The 25,224-nt window shown below is 62.2% G+C and carries 25 protein-coding genes, 1 tRNA gene and 1 pseudogene; 9 read left to right on the top strand and 18 right to left on the bottom strand.

Features of this window, described 5'->3' with window-relative positions; translation table 11 throughout:
• Positions 1-137: 137 nt before the first annotated feature.
• Positions 138-1,421 carry a UDP-N-acetylglucosamine 1-carboxyvinyltransferase gene (murA, locus tag ABWU19_RS09775; protein ID WP_435901506.1) on the bottom strand — a complete coding sequence of 428 codons (1,284 nt, stop codon included), beginning with the start codon at positions 1,419-1,421 and terminating at the stop codon, positions 138-140.
• 184 nt (positions 1,422-1,605) lie between these two features.
• Here murA and ABWU19_RS09770 point away from each other — a divergent pair, with 184 nt between their 5' ends.
• The gene (locus tag ABWU19_RS09770) at positions 1,606-1,827 is read left to right on the top strand and encodes a hypothetical protein (protein WP_027877795.1); all 222 of its coding nucleotides are present in this window, start codon (positions 1,606-1,608) and stop codon (positions 1,825-1,827) included.
• Between the two features lie 28 nt (positions 1,828-1,855).
• Here the strand turns inward: ABWU19_RS09770 and rsmF are convergent, their stop codons facing one another.
• Positions 1,856-3,229, bottom strand: coding sequence for a 16S rRNA (cytosine(1407)-C(5))-methyltransferase RsmF (gene rsmF, locus ABWU19_RS09765; RefSeq protein ID WP_435901505.1), 1,374 nt, complete (start codon positions 3,227-3,229; stop codon positions 1,856-1,858).
• Positions 3,230-3,249: 20 nt separating this feature from the next.
• Here rsmF and acpS point away from each other — a divergent pair, with 20 nt between their 5' ends.
• Positions 3,250-3,621 carry a holo-ACP synthase gene (gene acpS / locus ABWU19_RS09760; RefSeq protein WP_435901504.1) on the top strand — a complete coding sequence of 124 codons (372 nt, stop codon included), beginning with the start codon at positions 3,250-3,252 and terminating at the stop codon, positions 3,619-3,621.
• A gap of 44 nt (positions 3,622-3,665) precedes the next feature.
• Here acpS and ABWU19_RS09755 read toward each other — a convergent pair.
• Positions 3,666-3,751, bottom strand: a tRNA-Leu gene (locus tag ABWU19_RS09755).
• Positions 3,752-4,249: 498 nt separating this feature from the next.
• Between ABWU19_RS09755 and ABWU19_RS09750 the strand changes: the two genes are divergently transcribed.
• The 7 genes from ABWU19_RS09750 to ABWU19_RS09720 all read left to right on the top strand — a co-directional run bounded on the left by ABWU19_RS09750 (position 4,250) and on the right by ABWU19_RS09720 (position 10,787).
• A complete protein-coding gene (locus tag ABWU19_RS09750) occupies positions 4,250-5,122 on the top strand; it encodes an NAD(P)-dependent oxidoreductase (RefSeq protein WP_435901503.1) in 873 nt (290 codons plus the stop codon).
• 89 nt (positions 5,123-5,211) lie between these two features.
• Complete coding sequence (locus tag ABWU19_RS09745; RefSeq protein WP_435901502.1) at positions 5,212-5,688, top strand: hypothetical protein; 477 nt, start codon at positions 5,212-5,214, stop codon at positions 5,686-5,688.
• Positions 5,689-5,755: 67 nt separating this feature from the next.
• Positions 5,756-6,808 (top strand): AAA family ATPase, encoded by a 1,053-nt coding sequence (locus ABWU19_RS09740; protein WP_435901501.1) that lies wholly within the window; start codon positions 5,756-5,758, stop codon positions 6,806-6,808.
• A gap of 37 nt (positions 6,809-6,845) precedes the next feature.
• The gene (locus tag ABWU19_RS09735) at positions 6,846-7,856 is read left to right on the top strand and encodes a DUF58 domain-containing protein (RefSeq protein ID WP_435901500.1); all 1,011 of its coding nucleotides are present in this window, start codon (positions 6,846-6,848) and stop codon (positions 7,854-7,856) included.
• On the top strand, positions 7,853-8,917 hold the full coding sequence (locus ABWU19_RS09730; RefSeq protein WP_435901499.1) for a VWA domain-containing protein: 1,065 nt from the start codon (positions 7,853-7,855) through the stop codon (positions 8,915-8,917). The genes ABWU19_RS09735 and ABWU19_RS09730 overlap by 4 nt, the downstream gene beginning before the upstream one ends.
• Before the next feature lie 13 nt (positions 8,918-8,930).
• The gene (locus tag ABWU19_RS09725) at positions 8,931-9,827 is read left to right on the top strand and encodes a vWA domain-containing protein (RefSeq protein ID WP_435901498.1); all 897 of its coding nucleotides are present in this window, start codon (positions 8,931-8,933) and stop codon (positions 9,825-9,827) included.
• Positions 9,828-10,787, top strand: a complete 960-nt coding sequence (locus ABWU19_RS09720) for a vWA domain-containing protein (RefSeq protein WP_435901497.1) — start codon at positions 9,828-9,830, stop codon at positions 10,785-10,787.
• A 1-nt stretch (position 10,788) separates the two neighbouring features.
• Here the strand turns inward: ABWU19_RS09720 and ABWU19_RS09715 are convergent, their stop codons facing one another.
• The 15 genes and pseudogenes from ABWU19_RS09715 to ABWU19_RS09645 form a co-directional block, all read right to left on the bottom strand.
• A complete protein-coding gene (locus ABWU19_RS09715; protein ID WP_435901496.1) occupies positions 10,789-11,397 on the bottom strand; it encodes an LON peptidase substrate-binding domain-containing protein in 609 nt (202 codons plus the stop codon).
• A gap of 47 nt (positions 11,398-11,444) precedes the next feature.
• Positions 11,445-11,879 (bottom strand): thioesterase family protein, encoded by a 435-nt coding sequence (locus tag ABWU19_RS09710; RefSeq protein WP_435901495.1) that lies wholly within the window; start codon positions 11,877-11,879, stop codon positions 11,445-11,447.
• 105 nt (positions 11,880-11,984) lie between these two features.
• On the bottom strand, positions 11,985-13,328 hold the full coding sequence (locus ABWU19_RS09705; protein ID WP_435901508.1) for a phenylacetate--CoA ligase family protein: 1,344 nt from the start codon (positions 13,326-13,328) through the stop codon (positions 11,985-11,987).
• A gap of 32 nt (positions 13,329-13,360) precedes the next feature.
• A complete protein-coding gene (locus ABWU19_RS09700; protein WP_435901494.1) occupies positions 13,361-13,498 on the bottom strand; it encodes a hypothetical protein in 138 nt (45 codons plus the stop codon).
• Positions 13,495-14,244 (bottom strand): SDR family oxidoreductase, encoded by a 750-nt coding sequence (locus ABWU19_RS09695; RefSeq protein WP_435901493.1) that lies wholly within the window; start codon positions 14,242-14,244, stop codon positions 13,495-13,497. Before ABWU19_RS09695 ends, ABWU19_RS09700 begins: the two co-directional genes overlap by 4 nt.
• A 208-nt stretch (positions 14,245-14,452) precedes the next feature.
• Positions 14,453-15,664, bottom strand: coding sequence for an acetyl-CoA C-acyltransferase (locus ABWU19_RS09690; RefSeq protein WP_435901492.1), 1,212 nt, complete (start codon positions 15,662-15,664; stop codon positions 14,453-14,455).
• Positions 15,665-15,716: 52 nt separating this feature from the next.
• Complete coding sequence (gene paaI / locus ABWU19_RS09685; RefSeq protein WP_435901491.1) at positions 15,717-16,094, bottom strand: hydroxyphenylacetyl-CoA thioesterase PaaI; 378 nt, start codon at positions 16,092-16,094, stop codon at positions 15,717-15,719.
• A 2-nt stretch (positions 16,095-16,096) separates the two neighbouring features.
• Positions 16,097-16,828 (bottom strand): ABC transporter ATP-binding protein, encoded by a 732-nt coding sequence (locus tag ABWU19_RS09680; RefSeq protein ID WP_435901507.1) that lies wholly within the window; start codon positions 16,826-16,828, stop codon positions 16,097-16,099.
• Between the two features lie 32 nt (positions 16,829-16,860).
• On the bottom strand, positions 16,861-18,633 hold the full coding sequence (locus ABWU19_RS09675) for a branched-chain amino acid ABC transporter ATP-binding protein/permease (RefSeq protein ID WP_435901490.1): 1,773 nt from the start codon (positions 18,631-18,633) through the stop codon (positions 16,861-16,863).
• Positions 18,633-19,664, bottom strand: coding sequence for a branched-chain amino acid ABC transporter permease (locus ABWU19_RS09670; RefSeq protein ID WP_435901489.1), 1,032 nt, complete (start codon positions 19,662-19,664; stop codon positions 18,633-18,635). Before ABWU19_RS09670 ends, ABWU19_RS09675 begins: the two co-directional genes overlap by 1 nt.
• A gap of 77 nt (positions 19,665-19,741) precedes the next feature.
• On the bottom strand, positions 19,742-20,935 hold the full coding sequence (locus tag ABWU19_RS09665) for an ABC transporter substrate-binding protein (protein ID WP_435901488.1): 1,194 nt from the start codon (positions 20,933-20,935) through the stop codon (positions 19,742-19,744).
• Positions 20,932-22,512 (bottom strand): 3-hydroxyacyl-CoA dehydrogenase NAD-binding domain-containing protein, encoded by a 1,581-nt coding sequence (locus tag ABWU19_RS09660; RefSeq protein WP_435901487.1) that lies wholly within the window; start codon positions 22,510-22,512, stop codon positions 20,932-20,934. The genes ABWU19_RS09665 and ABWU19_RS09660 overlap by 4 nt, the downstream gene beginning before the upstream one ends.
• A 249-nt stretch (positions 22,513-22,761) precedes the next feature.
• Positions 22,762-23,733 (bottom strand): 3,4-dihydroxyphenylacetate 2,3-dioxygenase, encoded by a 972-nt coding sequence (hpaD, locus tag ABWU19_RS09655; RefSeq protein ID WP_435901486.1) that lies wholly within the window; start codon positions 23,731-23,733, stop codon positions 22,762-22,764.
• An 87-nt stretch (positions 23,734-23,820) separates the two neighbouring features.
• On the bottom strand, positions 23,821-24,294 hold the full coding sequence (gene hpaC, locus ABWU19_RS09650; RefSeq protein WP_435901485.1) for a 4-hydroxyphenylacetate 3-monooxygenase reductase subunit: 474 nt from the start codon (positions 24,292-24,294) through the stop codon (positions 23,821-23,823).
• A 70-nt stretch (positions 24,295-24,364) separates the two neighbouring features.
• A pseudogene (locus ABWU19_RS09645) lies at positions 24,365-25,153 on the bottom strand (4-hydroxyphenylacetate 3-hydroxylase C-terminal domain-containing protein); the annotation flags it as partial.
• Between the last annotated feature and the right edge of the window lie 71 nt (positions 25,154-25,224).

The following is a 25,224-nucleotide window of genomic DNA, read 5'->3' as shown; positions in this document are numbered from 1 at the left end:
GTTCCCGGATTTCGCTCATTCCCACAGTTTAGGCTGTTTGCCTATTTTCAGGACACACCCTGAAAAGGTGGGAAAGACCGATGGTCTTCCAAAAACAATAGGCTTGAACACCATTTTGTAGCCAGGGCAGAAAAACCTCAGTCCGCCGCCAGCGCCAGCTCGGGGTGCTGCACCCCCACCTGGGCGCCCAGGCTGCGCAGGCGGTTTGCGATGTCGTCGTAGCCGCGTTCGATGTACTGCAACCCGGTGATGTGGCTATCACCCTCAGCCGCCAGGGCAGCGATAATCAGGCCCCCTCCGGCCCGAATGTCGCGGGCTTCTACTGCCGCGCCGGTTAGTGGGCGGCCCTGAATCACCAGGGTGCGGTCTTTTAGGGTAACTTCGGCCCCCATGCGGGCCAGCTCACTGGCGTGGGTAAAGCGGTCGGGATAGACCCGGTCGGAGACCAGCGAGGTGCCGTGTACGGTGGCCAGGTAGGCCGTGGCAGGGGGTTGCAGGTCGGTGATGAAACCGGGGTACTCGCGGGCCTCGAGGTTGAAAGGCTGGGGGTTGGGGATGGCTTCCAGGGTGATCCAGTCTTTGCCGGTGGTGATTTTGTGGCCCGACTGAATGAGCTTGTCCAGCACGGCGTCCATGTGGAACGGCTCCACATTGGTAAGGGTGATGGAACCTCGGGTGGCCGCGGCGGCAAACAGGTAGGTGCCCGCTTCGATGCGGTCGGGGATTACGCTGTAGCGCCCACCACGCAGACGGGGCTTGCCCTTGATGTGCAGAATGCTGCTGCCGATGCCTCTAATCTCGGCCCCCATCATGGTGAGGAAGTTGCAAAGGTCTACAATTTCGGGTTCCTGTGGGGTGTTGACCAGCACGGCTTCGCCCCCCAGGGCTGCCGCCATCAGGGCCTGCTCGGTGCCGCCCAGGGTAGGCAGGTCGTAGACCACCCGGCCTGAGGCGGGTTTGGTGCGACGGGCGGTATAGGCCACACCCTCCTCGGTAATCTCGGTGCTGATCTCGAAGCCCAGGCCACGCAGGGCCTTGATGTGTTGGTCTACCGGACGCTCGGCGAAATTGCAGCCCCCCGGAAGGGGTACAGTGCCTTCACCGGCCCGTGCGGCCAGGGCCCCCAGCACGTTGAAGCTGGCCCGCATCTTGCTGACCAGCTCGAAGGGCGCGTGGGTAGAGCGAATTTCGGGTGTGTGGAGGTGCAGGGTGCGGCCTTCCCAGGCGTGGCGGGTGCCCAGGTGGCCCAGCAGCTCGAGCAGGACGTCAATATCACGCAGGCGGGGAACCTCCGTAAGGGTAACGGGCTCCTCGGTCAGAATGCTGGCCGCCATGAGCTTGAGCGCTGAATTTTTGGCAGGAAAAATGCGCAGTTCACCGCTAAGGGGGACACCGCCGTGAATGGTAAGGGTTCTATTCATACGCAGGGCTCATCTCCTGGGTGCATCTGACTATCGTTGCGTATCTTACACATGATACTCACCATGAGCATAGTAAGTTAGCGCCGTATTGTCAAGTACAAACGCAACGTGCTAAAGTTTAGTCAGAAACGCATACGAGTATTTTACCGTTACCATACTCGTTTGGCGCCAGGGTTTACAGGTTATGCCCAAGAAGGAGAAAAAGCGTTTACAGGTAGTCATCAGCGATGATCAGGACGCGCTCCTGACCAGGCTGGCCTACGAGCTTTCCAGCCCCGAGCAGCTGGTCTCCAAGTCGGAGGTGGTGCGGCTGGCCATCGAAAAACTGGCCGATGGGATGGAGGAAGGCCAGCAAAAAGCAGAGCTGAAAGAGCTGTTAAAGCGGCTCGAGGCCGAGGAAGAATAAAGACGCCAGTCAGGGGGATTGTTGCTGTTCAGAGCCCGGTTTTTCCTGGCCGCAGGATGCCGCCCTTTAGCTTGCCCCAGCCCAGGCTGAACGGGCCTACGGCGGTTTCGAGTGCGACCAGTTTCCAGCCCTCGGCTCCTTCAGCACGGATAGGCTGGCCCAGCGCAAACTCGAGGGCTCGGGGGTCTTCGGCCTGTAATCGCAGCACCTGGTTGACCTGGTGGGGCTGCAAATAGTGCGCGAGCGGTTTGCCAGGTAGAAAACGCCCAGAATCCTTGCGATGCCCTACCCGTGCCTCGCCCAGGTAGAGCCCCGGTGCGGGGGCCCGAAGGCCCATCAGGCTGGGCAGTGCGGGGGGCAGCAGGTAAAGGTGTCCGGCCCGCTCGAGGATCTCTCCCTCGAGGTTTATCCGCAGGTGTTCCTCGCGCCAGGACTGCCACAGGGCCCTGCTTTCGCGGGACAACGGAGGGACCCGCTCCTGTGTGGGGTTGCCTTCATGGCCGTCGGTTTTGCGGAGTTTGGCTAGAAAATGTCCCTCCCCCTGTAGCAGATGCGGCCACAGCCGGGCGGTTCGGGTCAGCGCAGGGTTGCCGTCGCCCCAGGCCGGAACCCCTGGGGCAAAAAGAGGGGAGATGTGGGCGTCCTCGAGCACCCAGCCTGGGGTGCGCAGAAACTCCGCAATGACCTGCTCGTTCTCCTCGGGGGCAAAGGTGCAGGTCGAGTAAACCAGCACCCCCCCGGGGCGCACCAGGTCGGCGGCAGCGGCGATGAGCGATTTTTGTACGCGGGCTGCTCGAGCAGGAGCCCCAGGCCCCCAGTGGCGCACCACCTCGGGGTCCTTGCGAAACATGCCCTCTCCCGAGCAGGGGGCATCCAGCACTACCCGGTCGAAATAAGCCCCCCAGGCCTGGGCCAGTTTCTCAACCGGCGCTGAGACCACCGCCAGATTGGCCCCCCAACGCTCCACGTTTTCCAGTAGGCCGCGCAGCCGTCCCTGGTCAATTTCGTTGGATACCAGCAAACCCTGCCCCTGCATCCGGGCGGCGAGGTGGGTGGTTTTGCCCCCAGGGGCGGCGGCCAGATCCAGCACGCGCTCCCCTGGCTGGGGGTCGGCCAGCACTCCCACCGCCTGGGCCGAGGGCTCCTGGATGTAGTAGAGTCCGGCGTAATAGTAGGGGTGGGGCCCGGGGCGGGCTTCGGCGGGGTAGTAGAAGCCTTCGGGCGACCAGGGGATGGGCCTCAGTTCCCAGGGGCTAATCTGCTGTAGCTGCGCGGGGCTCAGCTTGAGGGTGTTCACCCGCAGGCCATAGCTCCGGTCGGCTGCGCTGAGGGCTTGCAAGAACTGGGGAAAGGCCTCACCCAGCAGGTCGGACATTCGGGTCAGAAAGGCTTTGGGCAACACAACGCTTACAATGCTAACCGATGCCCGTGGTAGCCATTGGAACCGATATCGTAGAGCTTGCCCGCCTGCGCCGGGTATGGGAGCGGCACCCCCGGCGTTTTTTGGAGCGCCACTTTGTGCCTGGCGAAATCGAGTACTGTCTGGCCAAGTCCGACCCCATTCCTTCGCTGGCGGTGCGCTTTGCAGCCAAGGAGGCCTTTCAAAAATGCTGGCCCGAGCGCTTTGGTTGGCTCGAGGTCTGGGTAGAGATGCAGGGGCGCAGACCCAGGCTGGGCTTTGCCCCAGGGCTACAGCGCCAGATAGAAGAAGGGGGTTTTAGAGCGCACCTCTCGCTCTCCCATGAGAAGCACTATGCCCTGGCTATGGTGTTGTTGGAAAGGGTAGAGCCTTAGGGCAGCTCGAGTAAAGTAGCTCGAGCTGCCAAAAAACCCATTGCTGGTGCCGGGAATGGGACTCGAACCCACACGCCCTTGCGGGCAACGGATTTTAAGTCCGTAGCGTCTACCATTCCGCCATCCCGGCAGACCCGACCTTTAGTTTAGCCGTTATGTGTAATCTGACAAGATAAAGCCTTTGCTGGTTGCTGGCGCGACAACACCCATACCAGACTGCGATCGGCCCAAATGAGCCAGAAGAAGTCCCTGGAGGCGCTTCCTCCGGCGGCAAGGGAAACGGCTCCTATCCATACTTCGCACCAAGGTTTTTGCTGAGAGAAAGTCCTGAGGCGGGGCATGCAACCCCGCGATGGGAGGGGTGTTTAGCACATTCACCTGCAGCGAGGTAGCAGATGTGCGCGTGCTTTTTCTGGCGATATAGCACACTCTTCACAGACGTGGTCTCCCATCCAGGAGGTAACTGTGGTGTGCAGGACAAAGCTATAAAATTGTGAGCAGCTCAATATTTGTGGAGAGCGCTCTAGGTGGCTGTGCTGGGTTGTGCTGCTCGACCCTGCAAGAGCCGTAAGGCTAGTTAGCAGGCTCTAGGCCAGCAATGGTCAGATTTGGTATTAGAGTAGGGCTTATGAAAATAGCGTTTATTGGACTGGGAGCGATGGGTTATCCGATTGCTGGGCACCTGGCCAAAAAATACGAGACCCTGGTTTGGAACCGCACCTTTGAAAAGGCCCTGGCCCATGCCAAAGAGTTTGCTTCAAAGGCGGTGGATCTGGCCGAAGTTGCCCAGGCCGATATGGTGCTTACCTGCCTGCCTACCTCCCTCGAGGTGGACGAAATGGCCCGCAGGTTGCTGCCCTACCTGCGCCCCGGGACGCTTTGGGTGGATCACACCTCGGGCGAGCCGGAGATGGCTAAAAAGACCGCCCAGATGCTTCAGGAAAAAGGGGTGTCGTACCTGGATGCTTGCCTTTCGGGGGGCGTGGCTGGCGCTATCCAGGCCAGAGCTACCGTAATGGCCGGGGGTTCTGCAGAGGACTTTGCCAGGGCCAGGCCGGTGATGGAAGCCTTTGCCGCCAAGATTGTGCACGTAGGGCCGCTGGGGTCGGGGCATGCTGTCAAGGCGGTCAACAATGCCCTGCTGGCGGTCAACCTGTGGGCCTTGAGCGAGGGCATGCTCGCCCTGGTTCAACAGGGGGTGGATGCCAGGCTGGCGCTCGAGGTGATCAACGCCTCCTCGGGGCGCTCGAATGTGAGTGAGAATCTGTTTGGCCAGCGGGTACTTACGCGCCAGTTTCCCAACACCTTTGCCCTGGGTTTGCTGGCTAAGGACCTGGGTATCTGTGTCAGTGTGCTCGAGGCCGCCGGAACCCCCGCGCCCATGCTAAAGCAGGTGCGGGAGTTCTTCGAGATAGCCAAACGCGAAGTGGGCAGTGCCGAGGTGGACCACACCGCCGTGGCAAAGCTGCTCGAGCGGTGGTCGGGTGTCGAAATTAAATGAAAGCCGCGCTCGTTTTGGGGATGAGAAATTCCGGCTGCAAAGGTGGGGCATTCTCAGATTGAACCCAGTATTGCATCATAAAGTAAAGCATGGAACAGCTCAGGCTTGGGTGGCTGCGAAAACCGCTTGCGGTGGCACTGCTGGCGCTGGTTTTATTTGGCATGGGGTACTGGCTCGGGCTGCGCTCGGCCCTGGGCATACAGGTGGTGGCTGGGCCGGGGCCGCAGGCGGGGCCGCTGCGATGGGTGCAGTTTGACCCACAACAGCAGCTACAGCCTGCGCCCGACCCCCGTGAACTCATCCCGCTTCAGCCGGGGCCAGGGCAGGGCCCAGGACAGGGGCCGGGCCAGGGCCAGGGGCAGGCTGAGGAATGCCCCCTTCTGATTTACCAGGACGGCCAGTTGTTCCGCTTCGAAATACCGCAGCCGATGCCAGGGCCGGGCGGCCCTCAACCGGGGCCGGGGATGCCCGGGGGCTCACCCGAGCTTATTCCGCTCGATCCCAGTGTGCCCTCGCTGCCAGCACCACCCGCACCACCCGATAGCCGGCCCGGTCCATCAACCTAGCTGTGCCTGCCACCCTGGCTTGCCCGATTTCCCAACAAGCCAAAACCCCCAAGTTGCAGAGGTTTATATGAGCGAGATGCAAAAACCCACCCTCGAGCCCCAAGCCGTCATGGAGGCCGCTGCCAGGCTGCGTAGCCTTTTGCTGGAGGTCAAAAAGGTCATCGTGGGGCAAGACCTGATGCTCGAGCGCATGCTGGTAGCCTTGCTGGCTCGAGGCCATATCCTGATTGAAGGGGTGCCGGGCCTGGCCAAGACCCTGGCCATCAAAACCATGGCCGAGGCCATTGGGGCCAGCTTCAAGCGCATCCAGTTCACCCCCGACCTGGTTCCTGCCGACCTGGTGGGCACCCGCATCTACAACCCCAAAGAAGCTAGCTTCGAGGTGGAACTGGGCCCTATCTTTGCCAACCTGATCCTGGCCGACGAGATCAACCGGGCCCCTGCCAAGATTCAGTCGGCGCTGCTGGAGGCCATGCAGGAGCGCCAGGTGACCATCGGCCACGAGACCTTCAAGCTGCCCGACCCCTTTTTGGTGCTGGCTACCCAGAACCCCATCGAGTCGGAAGGCACCTACTTTTTGCCCGAGGCCCAGGTAGACCGCTTTATGTTCAAGGTCTGGATTGACTACCCCGCCTTCTACGAGGAGATGACGGTGGTGGAGCGGGTCTCGACCAGGTTTGAACCAGTGCACAAGGTGCTCAGCGGCGATGAGCTGCGTCACCTACAGGCCATGGCCGACCAGGTGCATGTCCACCAGGCCGTGACCGAGTACGCTGTGCGCCTGGCCCGTGCGACCCGTGACCCCGGTGAGGTGGGGCTTTCGAACCTGAAGAAATACATCAGCTTTGGCGGCAGTCCACGCGCCAGCGTGAACCTGATTCTGGGGGCCAAAGCCCTGGCGATTGTGCGGGGCCGCGAATATGCCCTACCCGAAGACCTGCGCGACCTGGCCCCCGAGGTTCTGCGCCACCGCATCATCCTGTCTTACGAGGCCCTGGCCGACGAGGTGAAGCTCGAGGACCTGGTGCAGAAGATTATTGCCGCTACCCCCTTGCCCAAGGTGCACATCGGCGACCCTTACCGCGACACCCGGCCAGCAGCCGAAAACCCCTCTGCATAGGTAAGGTTTGAGGAAAACCAGCCTTGGGAAAAACTTTATGCTGCTGCGACGACCGCGAAAAAGCCAGATCAATGTTACCCTCGAGGCCGAGCCCAGCCTGGCCCCGCTGCCTTCCCGCGAGCTGCCTGCCGAGTTGCTGCGCAAGCTCGAGTTTAGGGTTTTGAAGCGACTGGACGGTTTTTTGTTTGGCGACTACACCGGCTTTTTCTATGGCCCCAGCCTGGACCTGGCCGAGGTGCGCGAGTACCAGCCCGGCGACGAAGTGCGGCGCATCGACTGGAACGTTACGGCCCGCACCGGCAAAATCCACATCCGCCAGTACCGCGAAGAGAAAGAGGTTACGGTCTGGCTGGTGGTCGACCTTTCCGCCTCGATGCGGTTTGGCACCCGTCGGGTGCTCAAGGCCGAGGAGGCGCTGGAGTTTGTGGGCACGGCGGCGGCCATTGTGGGGCGGCATGGTGATAAGGTGGGCGCCATTGGATTTTCCGAGGCCGGGCTGCGGCTGGTGCCACCCGGTACGGGTCGGCGGCAGGCCTTGCGGGTGTTGCACCAGCTTTATGGCCTGATGCCACAGCCTGAACCCAGACCAGGCCACGGTAAAGGGGATGGGCAGGGAAAGGCCCGCTCGGCCTCGCTTGAATATGCCCTCGAGCACGTCGCCAAAACCCTCAAACGCCGGGCTTTGTTGTTTGTGGTCTCCGACTTTCTCAACCCCCAGCCCGAGCAGGAGCCCCCCTGGGCCAAAGAACTGCGACGGCTGGCCTACCGCCACGACGTGGTGGCGGTGCGCATCTTCGACCCTGCCGAAAAGGAGCTGCCCAACGCTGGTGAGCTGCGCATGCGCGATCCCGAGAGTGGCGAGGAAATCTGGCTGGACACCAGCGATCCCAGGGTGCGCCGGGCCTATGCGCTGCTGGTGCAAGCCCGCGAAGCCATGCTCGAGCGCACCTTGCGGGCGGCCCAGGTGGACGTGCTTAGTTTGTCCACCGCACAGGAGATTGTCGAACCGCTACTCAAGTTCACTTTGCGCAGAAGGGGGCGAAGATGAGCTTTACCTGGCCGGCATTTTTGTGGCTGTTGTTGCTTTTCCCGCTGTTTATCGGTTTTCTGGTCTGGGCCGGCCGACGGCGAGAACGCACGGCCCAGGCCTTTGCCGATGCAAGGTTGCGCGCGCTGGTGGTGCGCCAGCCGCCCAAAGCCCATGTGCGCTGGCCGCTGGCCTTGCAACTGCTGGCCCTGTTTCTACTCTTGCTTGCTGCGGCCCGGCCGGTAGCCAGCCCACCCTTGCCCAGCAACAAAGCCGCGGTGGTGCTGGCGGTGGATACCTCGCGCTCCATGCTGGCTGCCGACCTGAACCCCAGCCGCCTGGAAGCTGCCAAGGCCACGGCCCGCAAGTTTATTGAACTGGCCCCGGCCACCACCCAGATTGGGCTGGTCAGCTTTTCCGACTCGGCCTCGGCCCTGGTGATGCCCACCACCGACCGAGAGAAGCTTCTGGAGGCCATAGACCGCCTCAAGCCGGCCCAGAACACCTCCATCGAGAACGCCATCGTGACTGGGGTGCGGATGCTACCAGGACGCAAAAACCTCAGGCCTCCTGCCGAGCTGCTTCCCCCCGGCCTGAGTCAGCCCGACCCTTTGCAAGGCATACCCGACCTGCCTGTGCCAGAGCAGAGCCAGCCTTCAGCCGACCTACCGCCAGGGAGTGTGGTGATCCTGTCGGATGGGGCCTCCAACGTGAGCACCAACCCCAGCCTTCCCACCCGCAACCGCCTCGAGATCGCGGCCCGTTTTGCTAAAAATGCCAATGTTAAGCTTTATACCTTTCCCATGGGTCAGCAAGGCGGAACCGTAATGCAGATTGAGGGCCGCAACTACTATGTTCCCTTTGAGCCCAGGAACCTCGAGCAACTCGCACAGGCCACGGGGGGGAAAAACACCTACCCACCCACGGAGGAGGCCCTGCGGGCGATTGTTAAAGAGCTGGGCGTGGTTATCCGCTGGGAGGGTGTCAAGACCGAGATTTCTTCGCTGCTTTCGGCCCTGGCTGCTTTACTCATGATTATGGGCGCTGGCTTAAGCCTGCGCTGGCAGCGGCGGGTGCCGTAGGAGTGTTTGTCCTATGGGCTTCCTTGCTCCCTGGAACTTGCTGGCCCTCTTGGGTCTGGTGGCCCTCTTGGTGCTGTACTGGCGGTTGCACCACAGCCGTGCCAGCGGCCATGTCTGGTATCCGGGGGCTGGACAGATGGGCGGCCTGGCGCAACAAACCATCTGGCTCTATTTGCCGGCAATTGGCTTTTTTCTAGCCCTGGCAACTGCCCTGATCGCCACGGCCCGCCCCACCTTGCGACTGACCATGCCCGAAAACCTGGCAGGGGTCATCCTGGCCATCGAAAACGGCTGGTCCATGCGCCAGACCGATATTGCTCCCAATCGCATGGAAGCGACCCGATTGGCCGCCAAGGCGCTGGTGGGTAGACTGCCGACCCAAGTCAAGGTGGGGGTGGCTACCTTCTCCGGCTACGGAACCCTGCTGTTGCCCCCCACCACCGACCGCGTGGCTTTTCGTCAAGCCATAGACAACCTGGATCTGGGTGGGGGCTTCTCGTTTACCTATGGGCTGCTGGCGGCGCTCGAGGCCCTCCCTGAGAGCCCACCTGAGGGCGTGCGTCCAGGGGTGATTGTGTTGTTTTCTCATGGGCACGATGTCTCGGGTAACGACCCGCTCAAAATTGCCGATGAGGCCCTGCGGCGTGGCATTAAAGTCCACACCATCGGGGTTGGAACCCACGGCCACAACTTCGACGAGGAGATGCTCAAAAAAGTCGCCGACCGAACTGGAGGCCGTTACTACCCCATCTTCAACGCCAACGACCTGTCCAATGCCCATGCCGACCTGGGTCAGGTACTGGGCTGGCGGCCCCAGACTACCGAGGTAAGCGCTATCTTGAGCTTGCTGGCGGCGCTGTTGCTGGGCCTTAGCCTGGGCGGGTCGGCTTTGAGGCGACGGGTGATCTGAATGACGTTTCTATGGCCCTGGGCACTGCTTTTTTGCTTGCTGGTCCCCCTGCTGGTCTGGCTCTACCGGCGCAGCCTGCGGCCGCCAGCCGAGTCGGTGGTGCTGCACCCCGATGTGGCCATGCTGGTGCGGGCCAGGAGGAACAGCGGCAACTGGCGGCAGCACCTTTCGGCAGGGCTGTATCTGCTGGCGCTGGTAGCGGCGGTGTTTGCTTTGGCCAGGCCTACCCTTCCGGTGTTGCAGGCCGACCCCAGGGCGGCGCTGGTGCTGACGGTAGACATTAGTCGCTCGATGCAGGCCACCGATGTGAAGCCCAGCCGCTTCGAGGCCGCCAGGGCTGCTCTACGTACTTTTATCCGCGAACTGCCGGAGGGCATTCGGGTAGCTCTGGTCACGTTTTCCCGCGATGCCCAACTGGTGGTGCCCCTCACTGCCGATCGGGGGCGCTTGCTGGAAGCGGTAGATTTCTTAGAGCTCAACCTGGGCACGGCCATTGGCGATGCCATCCTGGAGAGTATTGCGGCCCTTCCCCCCCTCTCTGAGCGGGCCGATGCACCGGACCCCAAAAGCCTGGCTACCATTATTTTGCTAACCGATGGGCGTAGCCTGGCAGGGGTGGATCCGGTCGAGGCAACCCAGGAGGCAGCCCGGATGCAGATCCGCGTTCATGCGATCGGAATTGGTCGTACCACCGAAGGCCCTGTACCGGGACTGCCCGAACAGTATGCCCTGGCCGCGCATTTCGACGAAGAAGTGCTCAAGGAGATTGCCCGGGTGGGCGATGGGGAGTACTTCTTTGTGGACTCTGCCAGCACGCTCAAGGATGCCTACCGTAACCTGACCCGTCAGATGATGTGGCGCATCCGCCGGGATGAAGCCACTGCTGTTGTCTCCCTGCTGGCCGCAGGCTTGCTTATGCTGAGCCTTGGACTGGCCCAGTTCCGACGCAGGGTGGTTTGAATTAGGCCTCGGCACTGTTGCTGGAGATTGAACCCTGGCGCATGAGGGTTTGGGCCAGCTCGAGCCTCGCCACCAACGAAGGCGCTTCCAGCAAGGCTTGCCGATCCAGGGCGGGAACCCGCAGGTTTACGCATAGAAACGAGGCCTGGTAGAGGGGGTCGTCGGGCAGGTTCGCGATGGCTTCCTCCAGGGCCCCTGGGTCGGCCACCCCGCCCATGTAGCCGCGAAAAGCCTCCAGGGCATCCCAGGCTGCCACAATTTCCTCGCTGCGGGCGCTGCGCTCGAGCGGATAAGGGATATCCAGGGTGGTCTGGTAGAGGTTTTTATCGAAGACCCCCACGCCCTCCACACGGCAGCGTTCCCCTCCCCGACACACGATGTTGAAGGTGCCGTCGGGATTTTCCGAGGCTGCCAACAAGTCCACGTAGCCCCCCACCTCCCGAATGCCATCCTGGGTTGCCAGGGTAATCACAAATCGGCGCTGCTCCTCACCCTGGGCCAGCAAGTCCCGCACCATCTGCTTGTAGCGCTCCTCGAAAATGTACAGGGGAATCAAGAGCCCTGGGAATACTACGGTCTCAGGCAATGGAAACAGAGGCAATCGGTTCACGGTATCAGATTAAGGGGTCTAGGGGTGAGTTTGCTATCGAGCAAGAACTACTCGCGGTGTTGCAACCAGCGTTCCTCCAGTTTCTCAAAAATCCGGAGCAACCTGGCCTTAGGCAGAATCACCTGCTCGGTGGAGCCCTCACCAATCCGGTCGCCCAGCTCGTTCCAGGCGGTGCAGCGGGCATATACGCGGCTGCCCTCGGTATGGGTGTGTTCTGCTACGATGCGTATTTTCATGCCCGGCAGGGCCGAGGCCAGATGATCCACGCTCACCTTGGAGCCAATGCCCTCCTCACCCTCTTCCAGGAAGGGCAGGATGATCTTGCGCCCGGCCAGCTCCATGTGCTTGGCCATCCAGTAGGTGGCGTAGACCGGATGCAGCTTGCCCAGCTGGGGATCGTCGGGGTGCTCGAAGTCTACGGTCATCTCGTCGGTGACGACCGTCTCAAAGGTGGCCTGGTAGCCTGGGGGAATAGGCTTCATATCAACTCCACCCTATCGCACCTTTCCCATGAAGTCGAGGTTTCACTTGGGGGCGATACGCAACAAAGATTTCGCAACATACCAGGACAGTACTTCGCTAGGAGATTAGCGCAGTTTGCGCAGGTCGGCCACCCGCTTGAGCTTGCCGCCCTCGCTGCGGGGGGCGGTGCCGGGGTTGATGAGCGAGACCCGCACCGAGATGCCCACATTGTCCTTGATTTTTTTGGCCACCTTTTCGCGCAGGTGGGCCAGGCGGTGGTCGGCCTCTACGATGGCGTCGGAAAGCACCTGCTGGCCGATTTCCCGGAAGAAAGGCTCGGCGACCTCGAGCTTCAGCTCCACCTCGTCCATGGTGCCCTCGCGGGTCAGCACAATCTGGTAATGCGGCACCACCTCGGGAATCTCCTTTAGCACGGCCTCGATCTGGGTGGGGTAGAGGTTCACCCCCCGCACGATCAGCATGTCGTCGGTGCGGCCCCGGATCTGGGCCATGCGGGCATGGGTGCGCCCCGAGGGGCCCTTTTCGCGGGTAATGAAGGTCAGGTCGCCCGTCCAGTAGCGCAGGATGGGCATGGCTTTCTTGGTCAGGGTGGTCAGCACCAGCACCCCCACCTCACCCTCGGGCAGGGGGTCGCCGCTCTGGGGGTCTACCACCTCGGGGTAGAAGTGGTCTTCCCAGATGTAACTGAGCCCTTCGCGCTCGTCCACGTCCTCGTTGGAGACCCCCGGCCCGATGATTTCCGAGAGGCCATAGATATTGGTGGCTTTGACGCCCAGCCCAGCGTCCACGCTCTGGCGGATGGCCTCGGTCCAGGGCTCCGCGCCCAGGATGGCGTACCGCAGGCTTATCTCCTCCGGGCTGACCCCTCGCTTTTTGAACTCTTCGGCCAGGGTTTGGGCATAGGATGGGGTGCAGGAAATCATCTCGGGTTTGAAGTCCTGGATGAGCATAATCTGACGGTCGGTCATACCGCCGGAGATGGGCACCACCACCATGCCCAGCTTTTCGGCGCCGCCATGCAGACCCAGCCCGCCGGTAAAAAGCCCGTAGCCATAGGCGTTGTGCAGCATCATTCCGGGCCGGGCCCCCGCCGCCGCCAGGGAGCGGGCCACCACCTCGGAGAACACTTCCAGGTCGCCCCGGGTATAACCCACCACAGTGGGCTTGCCGGTGGTGCCGCTGGAAGCGTGGATGCGGGCGAGCTGTTCGCGTGGCACGGCAAACATCCCAAAGGGATAGGTGTCGCGCAGGTCTTGCTTTTTGGTGAAGGGGAGCTTGTGCAGGTCTTCTACCCCCCGGATATCGCTGGGCCTGAGCCCCCTTTCGTCCAGGGCCTGGCGGTAGAAAGGAACCCGCTCATACACATAGGCCACCTGCTCGCGCAGACGCTGGTTTTGCAGTTCGGTTAGCTTGGGGCGGGGAAGGGTCTCGAGTTCTGGTTGAAACATCGGCATACGCACCTCGAACTAAAGCTTGAGCTTCATGCCCTCGTGGTAGGGGCTTCTCGAGTGTGTCCCAGCGGGTCGTCGGCTATGAGTCGGACGATCTCGGGTACGTCATCCCATCGGGCCCGGCGAATCAGGCCGTGGCCTTCGGCCAAGGGAAAGACCTCGCTCATAGGGCGGTCATCCCTCCATCTACGGCCAGCACCTGCCCGGTCACGTAGTCCGAGGCCGGGCTGCACAGGTACAGGCCTGCGGCGGCCAGCTCGCCGGTCTGGCCGATGCGGCCTAAAGGGGTGCGCTCCCGCACCAGTTGCTCGGTGCGGGCCAGCAGCTTCTCGGTCATGCGGGTGGGGAAGAACCCTGGCGCCAGGGCATTAACCCGTATGCCAAAGGGCCCCCACTTGACCGCCAGGTCGCGCGTAAGCGCGATGAGCGCCCCCTTGGAGGCCGAGTAGGCCGCGGCGTCCATTACTTCGCTAGGGCTTCCGGCCAGGCCTGCGACCGAGGCAATGTTAAGGATTTTGCCGTAGCCTCGGGTCTTCATGCTGCGGGCGGCGATCCTCGAGGCCAAAAAAGCCCCGGTGACGTTGATGTCCAGCACCTCGCGGATTTTTTCCACCGGCACTTCCAGCGCGTCCTGGCCCCAGGTCACCCCGGCGGCGTTGACCAAAATGTCCACCGGGCCCACACGGGCAAAGGCGGCCTCGAGGCTCCCTTCGTCCTGTACGTTGCCCACCAGGGGGATTGCGTCGGGGATGAGCTTCAGGGCCTCCTCAAAAAAGCTTTCGCGCCGGGCCAGCAGGGCCACTTTGGCCCCGGCCTCCCGTAGCCCATAGGCGATTTCCAGACCCAGGCCCCTCGAGCCCCCGGTCACGAGGGCGGTTTTGCCTTGTAGATTAAACTGCTCCAGGATTTTCATATATTCCGATGATACGCCGTAGGCTGCGCTTTCAGGATGAGGGGTCTGATATGACCCCGCCTGAATCGTTGCGTTAGGGACAGGTCGCGGCACCATCGTTTTTCAGGCTGTTGCTACCCGCGCTTCAGGCGGGGGCCCCAGAAGGAGAATAAACCACATTTCTTACTGACAGGAAATCTGCTTGATTTGTTATTTTTGCTGGGGTTCATTAGACCTGCTCCACCACCATGGCGATGCCCTGGCCCACCCCGATGCACATGGTGGCCAGGCCAAACTGTACCTTACGCTGCTGCATCTCGTGCACCAGGTTGGCCAGGATGCGGGCCCCCGAACAGCCCAGGGGGTGTCCGATGGCGATGGCCCCTCCGTTCACGTTCAGCCGTTCGTCCTCGGCCTCCAGGCCCCACTCCTGCAGCACGGCCAGGCTCTGGGCGGCAAAGGCCTCGTTAAGCTCGATCAAACCGATCTCGCCCAGCGTGAGCCCAGCCCGCTTCAGGGCTTTCTGGGTAGCGGGTACCGGCCCAATCCCCATGATGCGGGGTTCTACCCCCGCGACCGCTATGGCGCGCACCCGGGCCAGCGGCTTGAGCCCATGGGCCTCGGTATAGGCGCTGGAGGCCAGCAAAACCGCAGCAGCCCCGTCGTTGAGGGAAGAGGAGTTCCCCGCGGTTACGCTGCCCCCGGCCCGGAACACCGGTTTGAGCTGGGCTAAGGCCTCGAGGCTGGTGTCGGCCCGGGGGCCTTCGTCGGTTTGCACGAGCGTGGTGCTGCCCTTGCGGTCTTTGACCTCCACCGGCACCATCTGGCGGGCGTAGGCCCCGCTGGCTTGAGCCCGAATGGCTTTTTGGTGCGAATGGAGGGCAAAGCGATCCTGGGCCTCTCGGGAAATCTGGTACTGCTCGGCCAGGTTTTCGGCAGTCTCACCCATGGCCTCGGTGCCGTAGAGCGCCTGCATTTTGGGGTTCACCAGCCGCCAGCCTAAGGTGGTGTCGAACATGGTGAGGTTGCCGGTAGCAAAGCCCTTTTCGGTCTTGGGTACCACCCAGGGGGCGCGGCTCATGCTTTCTACCCCGCCCCCCAGATACACCTGCCCCTCCCCGGCCCAGATGGCCCGGGCTGCGCTGGCTACGGCATCCAGGCCGCTCCCGCACAGGCGGTTGATGGTCGAACCCCCCACACTGATGGGCAGCCCGGCCAGCAGCAAGGCCATGCGGGCCACGTTGCGGTTGTCCTCGCCGGCCTGGTTGGCACAGCCCATGTACACGTCTTCCACATCTGCGCCGGGTATGCCACTGCGCTCCAGCAGCGCCTTGAGCACAATGGCCCCCAGGTCGTCGGGGCGCACCGAGGCCAGGGCCCCCCCGTGCTTACCTACCGGTGTGCGAACAGCGTCCAGGATGTATGCTTCTAGGTTTGTCATGTGTTTACCCTCTGGGAGCGGTCTTTGGAAATAGGCTGGTATGGACAGCCGGCTAGCCTTCCGCTTCCATACGAAAGACAGTGCCGGTAAATAGCGCCACCACCCGCTCTTTGCTGCGGATTTCGATGCGGTAGGTGGCGGTGCGGCGGCCCAGGTTTTCTTCGCTGGCGTGGGCTTCCAGGTGTTCCCCCGCCTTTACCGCCTTGAAGTAGAGCATCTGGGTAGAGAGGGCCACGGCTGGGGTGTCGTGCGAGTTGGAGGCCAGGGCAAAAGCCGCATCGGCCAGGCTGTAGAGAAAACCGCCGTGACACGAGCCGTGGATGTTGAGGTGCTCTGGCTTCACCTGGGCGGCCACCACCGCTCTGCCGGGCTCCAGCACCCGGGTCTCCAGGCCCAGCAACTGCATATAGGGGTCGGTGGTAGCGCGCATGGTCAGGCTTCAGTTTTGCTGCGGATGCCCAGGTACGACTCAATCACCCGGGGGTCGTGTAGCAGCTCCTGGCCGCGGCCCTCCATAACCAGCTCGCCGGCCTCGAGCACATACCCCCGGTCGGCCAGCTTGAGGGCCATGCGGGCGTTTTGCTCCACCACCAGGATGGGCGTGCCCTGGGCCTTGAGTTCGCCCAGGATGCGAAAAATCTCCTGCACGATGAGGGGGGCCAGCCCCAGGCTGGGCTCGTCGAGCAAAAGCAGTTTGGGCCGGGCCATCAGGGCCCGCCCAATGGCCAGCATCTGCTGCTCCCCCCCGGACATGGTGCCGGCCAGTTGTTTGCGGCGCTCTTTCAAGCGGGGGAAGAGGGTATAGACGCGCTCGAGGTCTTCTTTAATCCCCTTCTCGCGCCGCTGAAAGCGGGTAAAAGCCCCCAGCAGCAGGTTGTCCTCCACCTCCATCGAGGCAAACAGCTCGCGTTTTTCGGGCACCATCACCAGGCCCTGGACGGCCAGGTCCTCGGGGCTGCGACGGGCTAAACTCTGTCCCTGATAGCGCACCGTACCGCTGCTGTTTGCCAGACCCAGAATCCCTTTGAGGGTGCTGCTCTTGCCCGCCCCGTTGGGGCCGATGAGCGTGATGGCCTCGCCTGCCCCTACCGAAAGCGACAGGTTGCGCACCGCTTCCACGGCCCCGTAGCGCACAGTCAGGTTCTGTACTTCCAGCACGCTCATCTGGGCTCCTTTGCTGCTGGCGCTGGGCTTGCTCATGCGGCCTCCCCCAGGTACGCCTCGATCACCCTGGGGTTACGCTGCACTTCGGCGGGGCTGCCTTCGGCCAGCTTCTCCCCATAATGCATCACCACCACCCGGTCTACCAGCCCCATTACCAGATCCATGTCGTGATCCACCAAAAGCACCGTTACCCCTTCATTCACCAGTTTGCGAATCAGGGCAGCGAACTGGCGTTTTTCTCCAGCCCTGAGCCCAGCGGCGGGTTCGTCCAGGAGCAGCACCTCGGGCCCTGAGGCCAGCGCCCGGGCAATTTCCAGCAAGCGCAGCTGACCGATGGCTAACCCCTCGGCTTTTTGGTGGGCAATCTGGGCCAGCCCTACCCGCTCCAGTGCCCGGTAGGCTTCCGCCAAAGCGGCCTCTTCCTCGGCTCTGGATAGCCCAAACATGGAAGCGGCAATGCCGCTTCTGGTACGCGCGTAGGTGCCCAGGGCTGCGTTCTCCAGTACGGTCATCTCGGGGAAAAGATGGGGGTGCTGAAAGGTACGGGCGATGCCGAGTCTGTGTACCTCGTAGGGTGTGCGACCGGAGATGGCCTGGCCCCTGAACCGCACCTCGCCCTTGCTGGGCGCATAGACCGAGGTAATCATGTTGAAGCAGGTGGACTTGCCCGCCCCGTTGGGGCCAATCAGGGCTAGAATCTCGCCCCGGCGAAGCTGGAAGGTCAGGTTATTCACAGCCAGCAAGCCGCCAAAACTTTTGCTAAGGCTGTCCACCTCGAGCAGCACCTCGCCCGGCTGGCCCGAAGCTACCCGAGCGGGAAGGCCACTGCCGCTTGGGTCTTGTGGTTTAACCCGGGGCAGGTAGCGCTCGAGGAAAGACCACAACCCCTTGGGGGCAAACATCAGGATAAGCACCAGAATCAGGCCATAGGCAATGATTTCATAGTTGCCGGTGCGCCCAAAGATGCGCGGCAGCAAGCCCTTGAGCACTTCCTCGAGGCCCGTCACCAACCCCGAACCCAGAATGACCCCCGGGATGCTACCCACACCCCCGGCCACCGCCGCAATCAGGTACTTGATGGAGGCGTCCAGGCTGAATGGCGTGGGGTTGATGAACTTTTGATAGTGCACGTACAGCCAGCCCGCCACCCCGGCGTAGATGGCCGAGAGCACGAACACCTGTAGCTTGAGCACTGCCGGATTGACGCCAAAACTGGCTGCTGCGATGGCATCGCCCTTGGAAGCCCGCATGGCCCGTCCAGTCCGACTATTGGTAAGGTTCCAGGCTGTCCAGGCACCCAGCAGCACAAATGACCAGGCCAGATAGAAGTAGCTTCTGCTGTCGTTCAGGCTGAGGCCCAGTACCGAGATGCCGGGAACCCCACGCAAACCGGTGTGCCCTCCGGTCAGGGCAATCCAGCTGCCCATCACGATGTACAGGGCCATACACCAGGCAATGGTTGAGAGGGGTAGATAGTGGCCCTTGAGGCGGGCCGTAATGCCCCCCAGAACCACCGCGCCCACCACCGCGGCCAGCACTCCCAGCGGAAGGGTAAGCCAGGGATTCCAGCCCTGACCTATGGTCAGAAGCGCACTGGTGTACGCAGACAACCCCATAAAGGCGGCCTGGCCAAAACTGGTCATGCCCGAGAGGCCCGTTAGCAGATAAAGCCCCAGGGCCACCAGTGCGCCAAAAGCAATGTAGTTGCCCACGGTCAGGTAAAACGAGGTGGCGGGCAACAACAGCGGCAACAGCAGCACGATGACGACTGCCGCCAGGGTGAAGGGGGATACCCGAAGCTTCATCAATCCTCCTCCCCAATCTCGTGGCTTTGCAGGCTGCGCCACAGGAGGATGGGCAGCAGCAAGGCAAAAACGATAGCATCTTTGTAGGCGCTGGCCTGAAAAGAGGCCCAAGACTCCATGGCGCCTACCAGCAAGGCCCCCACCACTGCCAGCGGATAGCTGACCAAGCCGCCCAGAATCCCGGCCACGAAGCCCTTTAGACCCAGCAAGAAGCCCTGAAAATAAGCAGGGGAGATCAGGGGGGCCAGCAGCATACCGCTCACGCAAGCGATGAGGGTAGCAATGCCAAAAGAAACATAGCCCGCCTGGCTGGGGCTAATGCCCAGAAGCCTGGCCCCATAGCGGTTTACAGCGCAGGCCCGCAAGGCCTTGCCATATATGCTCTTGGTAAAAAACAGGTACAGGCCTGCCATTGCGAGAAAGGCAAAGCCATACACCAGAAAAGCCTGGTTGTTGACCGGCACCAGCCCAATGGTGGTTTGCCCCTTAAGGATGGCGGGCAGGCGAAACTGCTCAGGGCCAAAAAACACCAGCCCCAATCCCATATAGGCAAAGTGCAGGCCCACCGCAATAATCAGATAGGTGAGCACGCTTGCATTTTTGGCGGGTTCGAAAAAGAGCCGGTAAGAAGCTGGGCCAATGGGCAGCACCACCAGGATGGCAAAAAGCCAACCCAACCACATCGGTACCCCCTGGGCGCCCCACCAGGCTATGCCCAAGACCCCCAGCGCGCCCAGGGCCAGTAAGCCCGCACGTCTGAGATTTGTTCGGTCTAAAATTGCCCACCACAAGAGCAAGGCTGCGGCCAGCCAGGCCGTGCCGGGTATCTGGCCCTCCAGGTTGAGCCCACTCACCTCGCTGGGTAGAAACCACACATAGGTAAGGGGCGCAAAGACCAAAAACTCGCCCAGTGGAACCATGATTACCCGGGTGACGGCAAAAACCAGCACCAGCGACAGCCCCAGCAGGGCGTAAATGGTGCCGTTTTGCAGGGCATCGGCGGTAAGGAAAGAGAGGATGGTCCAATCCATAAGAAAAGAGCTGGGGGGAAGGGGGTGGGGGAGCGACTGACTCCCCCCTGCTCCTTAAAACCCCTGCCCCCGGCCTGCTACCTGAAGGTCCGCAAAAGCTTCCACTCTAGCTTGCCGACTGGGTTCTTCACGATCTCAACCATGACCGCGGCCTCGTTGAAGCGCAGGCCCAGGTGGTCGGTGGGAGACATATTGAAGATACCGTGGGTGCCCACCACATTGCGGGTGGCCTCGAGCTCATCGCGCAGTACCCGGCGGAAAGCGGCCAGGTTGGAAGGCTGCTCACGCCGCAAGGCCCGCTCGAGGGCCGGGCGCAGAATGGCCCAGGCATCGTAGGCGTGGCCGCCGAAGGTAGAATAGCTGCCGATGCCAAAACGCGCCTCGTACTGCTGCACATAGCTGGTGGCAACCTGCCGGTTGGGGAAGTCGGGGGGGAGCTGGTCGAAGACCAGCACCGGGCCCGCCGGCAGGCGGGTACCCACCACCACGTCGCCGCCCACCCGCAGGAAGTCGGGGTTGGCCACGCCATGGGTCTGGTAGATAAGGCCCCGGTAGCCGCGCTCGCGCAGGGTGCGCTGGGGCAGCACTGGCGCGGTGCCCGAGCCGCCAATCAGCACCGCATCGGGGTTGCGGGCCAGGATGCGCAGCACCTGCCCAGCCACCGAGGTATCGGTACGGGCAAACCGTTCGGAGGCCACCACCTGGATGCCAGCCTCACGGGCGGCTGCCTCGAAGGCCCGGGCCCAACCCTCGCCATAGGCATCATTGAAGCCGATGTAGGCAGCCGTCTTGACCCCGGAGGCGGCCATGTCCCGCACAATGGGCTGGCTCATCTGCTGCTCGGTCTGGGGGGTTTTGAACACCCAGCGACGCTTTTCGTCCACAGGGAAGACAATTTCAAGGTTAGCTGCCAGGGAGATTTTAGGCACACCTGCTTCGGCCACGGGGTCAATCATGCCCAGGCTGGCGGGGGTGGTGGTGGTGCCGATGATGGCCAGCACCTGCTCTTCCTGGATGAGCCTGCGGGTGGCGCGCACGGCCTGGGTGGTGTCCGAGGCGTCGTCGATGATAACAAACTGTACCGGGCGCCCTGCCACCCCACCGCGGCGGTTGACCTGCTCTTCCAGCAACACCAGGGTGTTGCGCTCGGGGATGCCCAGGCTGGCCGCAGGGCCAGTGGCCGAGACCACCACCCCGATTTTGAGCGGGGCCTGCTGGGCCAGGCCCAGCCCCAGTCCAAGTGCCAGAAGTCCTACCAAAACTTGCTTCATATTGCCTCCTTTGCGCTTTTAGTTCGTAAATCTTCCTTGGTGTTTGCGGCCAAGGATAGATCTCCAAAAGACTCCAAGCCTGCTGCCACCATGCGCCGCAACAGGGGGTGCGGGCGGTAGCGGTCCTCGCCCAGCTCGGCCTGGAGACCTTCCAGGGCCCGCAGCAGGGGTTTAAGCCAGATTCGCTCGGCCCACTCCAGTGGTCCCAGTGGATAGCCCGTTCCCAAGCGCATGGCCCGATCCAGATCGGCAGGGCTGGCTACCCCTTCGGCTATTGCCGACAGGGCCTCGTTGATGAGCAAAGCCAGAATGCGGAAGCCCACCCCTCCGGGCTGGTCGGGGAGTACCAGGGTGTTGTACCCGTGGGCTACGAAATAGGTCTGGGCCAGCTTTAGGGCCTCGTTGCCACCACTCAAGGGCGCATACAGCTCGACCACGGTTGCTGGGCCGATGGGAGGAACCAGGCTAAACCCGGCCACGGGACGCCCCCGGAACTCGGCTTGCACCGCGCTGGCGGAGTGCCCCCAGACCAGCGAGACCACCGGCAGATTTTCAAAGAAATCGTGCTTGCGCTCGAGCTTGACCCGGCAGTCCAGTACGAACTGGGCCTCGGCCACGTTTTCGGTGTGCTTGAAGCGTGCCCGAAGCTCCTGGGCTAGCGGATTGGGGCCAATAATGAGGGGGAGGGGGAGATCCCTGGTTTGCGCTGGAGGCGGGGTGGGAGGCGGCGGGGGCCCCGGCGGGTAGGTGTACCAGCCCTGGCCGGTCTTGCGCCCCAGCAGGCCAGCAGCCACCCGCTGGTACTGCAAGGGATGGGGCCGATACCGAGGCTCACCATAGAAAGCCTGGTAGACCGAGACGGAAGCGGCATAGTTGACGTCCAGCCCGATTAAGTCCATCAGCTCAAAAGGTCCCATCGGGAAGCCCATGCCACGCATAATCCAGTCCAGGTGCTCCTTGGCCACGCCTTCCCCATGCAGTTTCAAGGCTTCGCCGTAGAAAGGCCGGGCCACCCGGTTGACCAGAAAGCCCGGCGCATCTACCACCTTTACCGGCTCCTTGCCCCAGGCCTGCATCAAGCTCTGCATGCGCTCGAGAAAGCCGGGGTCGGTCTGCAGGCCGCCCACCACCTCCACCAGCTTCATGCGCTGGGCGGGGTTGAAAAAGTGTAGCCCGAGCACCCGTGCGGGATGCTTGACCCTGGCCGCAATGGCCGAAACCGAAAAGGTAGAGGTGTTGGTGGCCAGGACGTTGTTCTCGTTGAGTTCACCCAGTTTTCCCAACAGTTCTTGCTTGAGCTCGAGCTTCTCCGGTGCCGCTTCGATGACCAGCCCGGCTTGGGCGCAATCCTCCAGCGATTGGGTTGGGTGAATGCGGGCCAGGGTTTCTTCCACCGTGCCCGATAGACGCCCTTTCTCGGCACTTTTTTGCAGATTGGCCCTAATCTCCAGAAGGGCCTGCTCGAGGGAAGCCGGGTAGGGGTCGTAGAGCCAAACCCTATGACCGGCCACAGCAGCCACCTCGGCGATGCCCCGGCCCATGGTGCCAGCCCCCAAAATCGCCACAGTTTCCTTCACTAAGCCTCCCTATGCCAAACAAACACTTGTTTGTTTATCTTTGTGTTGGGCGTCAGTCTAAAGGCAGGTTTTCTCGCTGTCAAGAACGTTGAATAGAGCCGCCGCTCAACCACCTGGATGTTCTGGGGTCAGCCTTTTGACGCAGGCAGGCGCAGATGGGGGTTTTTTAGGCCCCCACCCAAAGCGCCGGGGGGAGCACCCACGCCCAGCGGGTTTGGGCCTGGCCTGGAGGCATCCTTCGGGTAGGGTTCATATGACGTGCTGGGGCAGCCCCTCGAGCTCCGATTCCTGTGGTGGTACCCAGCCTCCCTCGAAGGCCTCCAGCAGCGAGGCTTCCAGAAACCAGCTCTTAGGGGTTTTGGCACCCCAAAGGGTCTGGCGGCGGGGGTCGTTGAGGCTCCAACGGATGGGTTCGAAGTCGGGGTCTACGGTGCTGTAGTCGGAGGTGTATAGCTCGATGCGGTGGCCGTCGGGGTCGCGCAGGTACAGGAAGAAAGCGTTGGAAACACCATGACGACCCGGGCCGCGCTCAATGGCCTCGGTCTCTCTGGCCCCGGCCAGGATGTCGCAGGCTTTGATGATGCTCATGGCGTCGGGCATCCAGTAGGCAAAATGGTGCAGCCGGGGGCCGGTGCCGTTGGTGAGGGCCAGGTCGTGGACGTTGCCCTTGCGGTGAATCCAGGCCGCCCAGATTCTGCCGTCGTCGCCTTCGGTGTACTCCGACATGCGGAAAGCCAGCTTATCCATGTACCAGCGGGTCATGGCCTCGACTTGCGGGGTCATCACATTGATGTGGTCAATGCGCTGGAGGCCGGGACCTTTGTGCAGGTCGTAGCGTTGCAAAAGCCAGGGGTATTTCTGGCTCTCGGCGTAGAAGGCCACCGGTACGCCAAAGGGGTCTTGTATGCGCAGCATTTTGGGCCGGTCTTGCTCCTGCTCCCAGCGGTGGGGCAGCCCCAGGGCTTCGGCCAGCTCGACCAATAGCTGCAAATCCAGTTCGCCGGCCACCCGGTAGCCCAGGTGCTTGATGCCGGGTTCTGGGGCCAGCTCGAGCTTGAGGGTCCACTCGCGGTCCTCGGTGCCGCGCAGATACAGGGCGCTCGGGCTTTGGTGCAGGATGTTCAGGCCCAACAAGTCCACATAGAAGTGGCGCGAACGCTCCAGGTCGGTCACATAAAAAACCCCGTGGCCGATGCGGATGATGTTTGGTATCTGGTTCATGGTTTCACCCCCAAAAATGCCTTGACCTCGTGCGGTGTTCCTATCACAAAGGCCGGTTGCCTGGTGTGATGGCTGCTCAGTTTTCGGCTAGGGTAGCTGCCGATAGCCCCGGTTCCAGTACAGCAGGGGCCGGGTCTCGCTTCCCAGGGTTACTCGTTCGACCTGCCCGACCACAATCTTGTGGCTGCCTCCAGGGTAGACCGCCCAGGTGCGGCAGTAGAGCGTGGCTAAAGCCCCCTGCAGGGCTGGGGTTTCTTCGTCGGTGAGGGGCTGGTAGCCCTCTATGGGGCGGCCAGCGAAATGGGTTGAGGTGTGCTCGTGGCCCTCGGGCAACAGGTTTACGCTAAAGCGACCGGCTTTTTCCAGGACGGGCCAGAGCTGGGCGGTTTCGTTGATGCAGACCAGAATCAGGGGGGGCTCGAGGCTCACACTGGTGAAACTGCTGACGGTCATGCCCCTGACCTCGCCCTCAAAGCGGGCGGCGATCACTGTAACCCCGCTGGGCCACAGGCGCATGACCTGACGAAAGGCCTCGGAAAGGGTGGGTTGGGTGGTTTCCATAATGTTGCCACTGATGGCCGAGGGCGAATTGCTGATAGTGAACAACGGCTTTGGCTATAGGCCATCAGCGTTAGTCACTTGCGACTACCTCCGGTTTGGCCTGCTCCTGCCAGCCTAGAAAATCCTTGATACGCTTCTTGTAGGGCTCCTTGTCGTAGACCGAGTAAAGGGTCTGGTACATGCGCACCGGGTCGCCGAAGAAGAAGCGCTCGTAGAGGGTCTGGCGTGCGCCAAAACCACTGAGGGTCATGTCCCAGGCCAGCCGGAAGAGCTGGACACGCTCGCGTGCAGGCAGGGTGGCCGACTGCAAGAACTTTTCCAGGTGTGGCCCTACGGGCGAGTCGAAGTCGTGCTCGGAAGGCAGGGTGATCAGACCCGAGGCGGCAACTTGCTGGATAATCTCGTTGATGCGCGGGTAGAGCCGGGGGTAGAGGTTGCGCGCGCCATCAATGGCCCCCCGGTCGGGGCAGAATAGGCCGTATTTGTTGGGCTGGGCGTCCCGCTCGGCCCGGGCCCAGAAGCCCCTCATGGCCTCGAGGTACACGATTACCTCGGCGATTTTTTCCTGCACGTGGGGGAAGGTATCGGCCCCGATGGTCTCGCCGATAAGCGAGACCAGACCCAAGAAGGCCTCGGTCTTGGCGTTTTTGAGCACCACCACCTGGTGGGCCATGTGCATCAAGGCCCCGGTTTCGGCATAGGCGGTGTTGCAGCGCTGTAGGTCTTTGTAGATGAAGACGCGCTCCCACGGTACAAGCACATCGTCAAACACCGTCAGGCAGTCCATCTCTTCCAGCCGGCTGCTCAAGGGATGGTCGAAGCTCGAGTCCCCCACCGCCAGGCTCTCGCGGCTAATAAATAACTCAAGTTGCCACCTAGACATTCCGAGCTAGAAAGCAAAAACTAAGGCCACTATGATCTGGACTGTTC

This window comes from Meiothermus cerbereus, assembly GCF_051297115.1.
GTDB lineage: Bacteria > Deinococcota > Deinococci > Deinococcales > Thermaceae > Meiothermus > Meiothermus cerbereus_A.
Note: the sequence above shows the minus strand (reverse complement) of the source record. Positions and strands in the feature narration are given on the sequence as shown.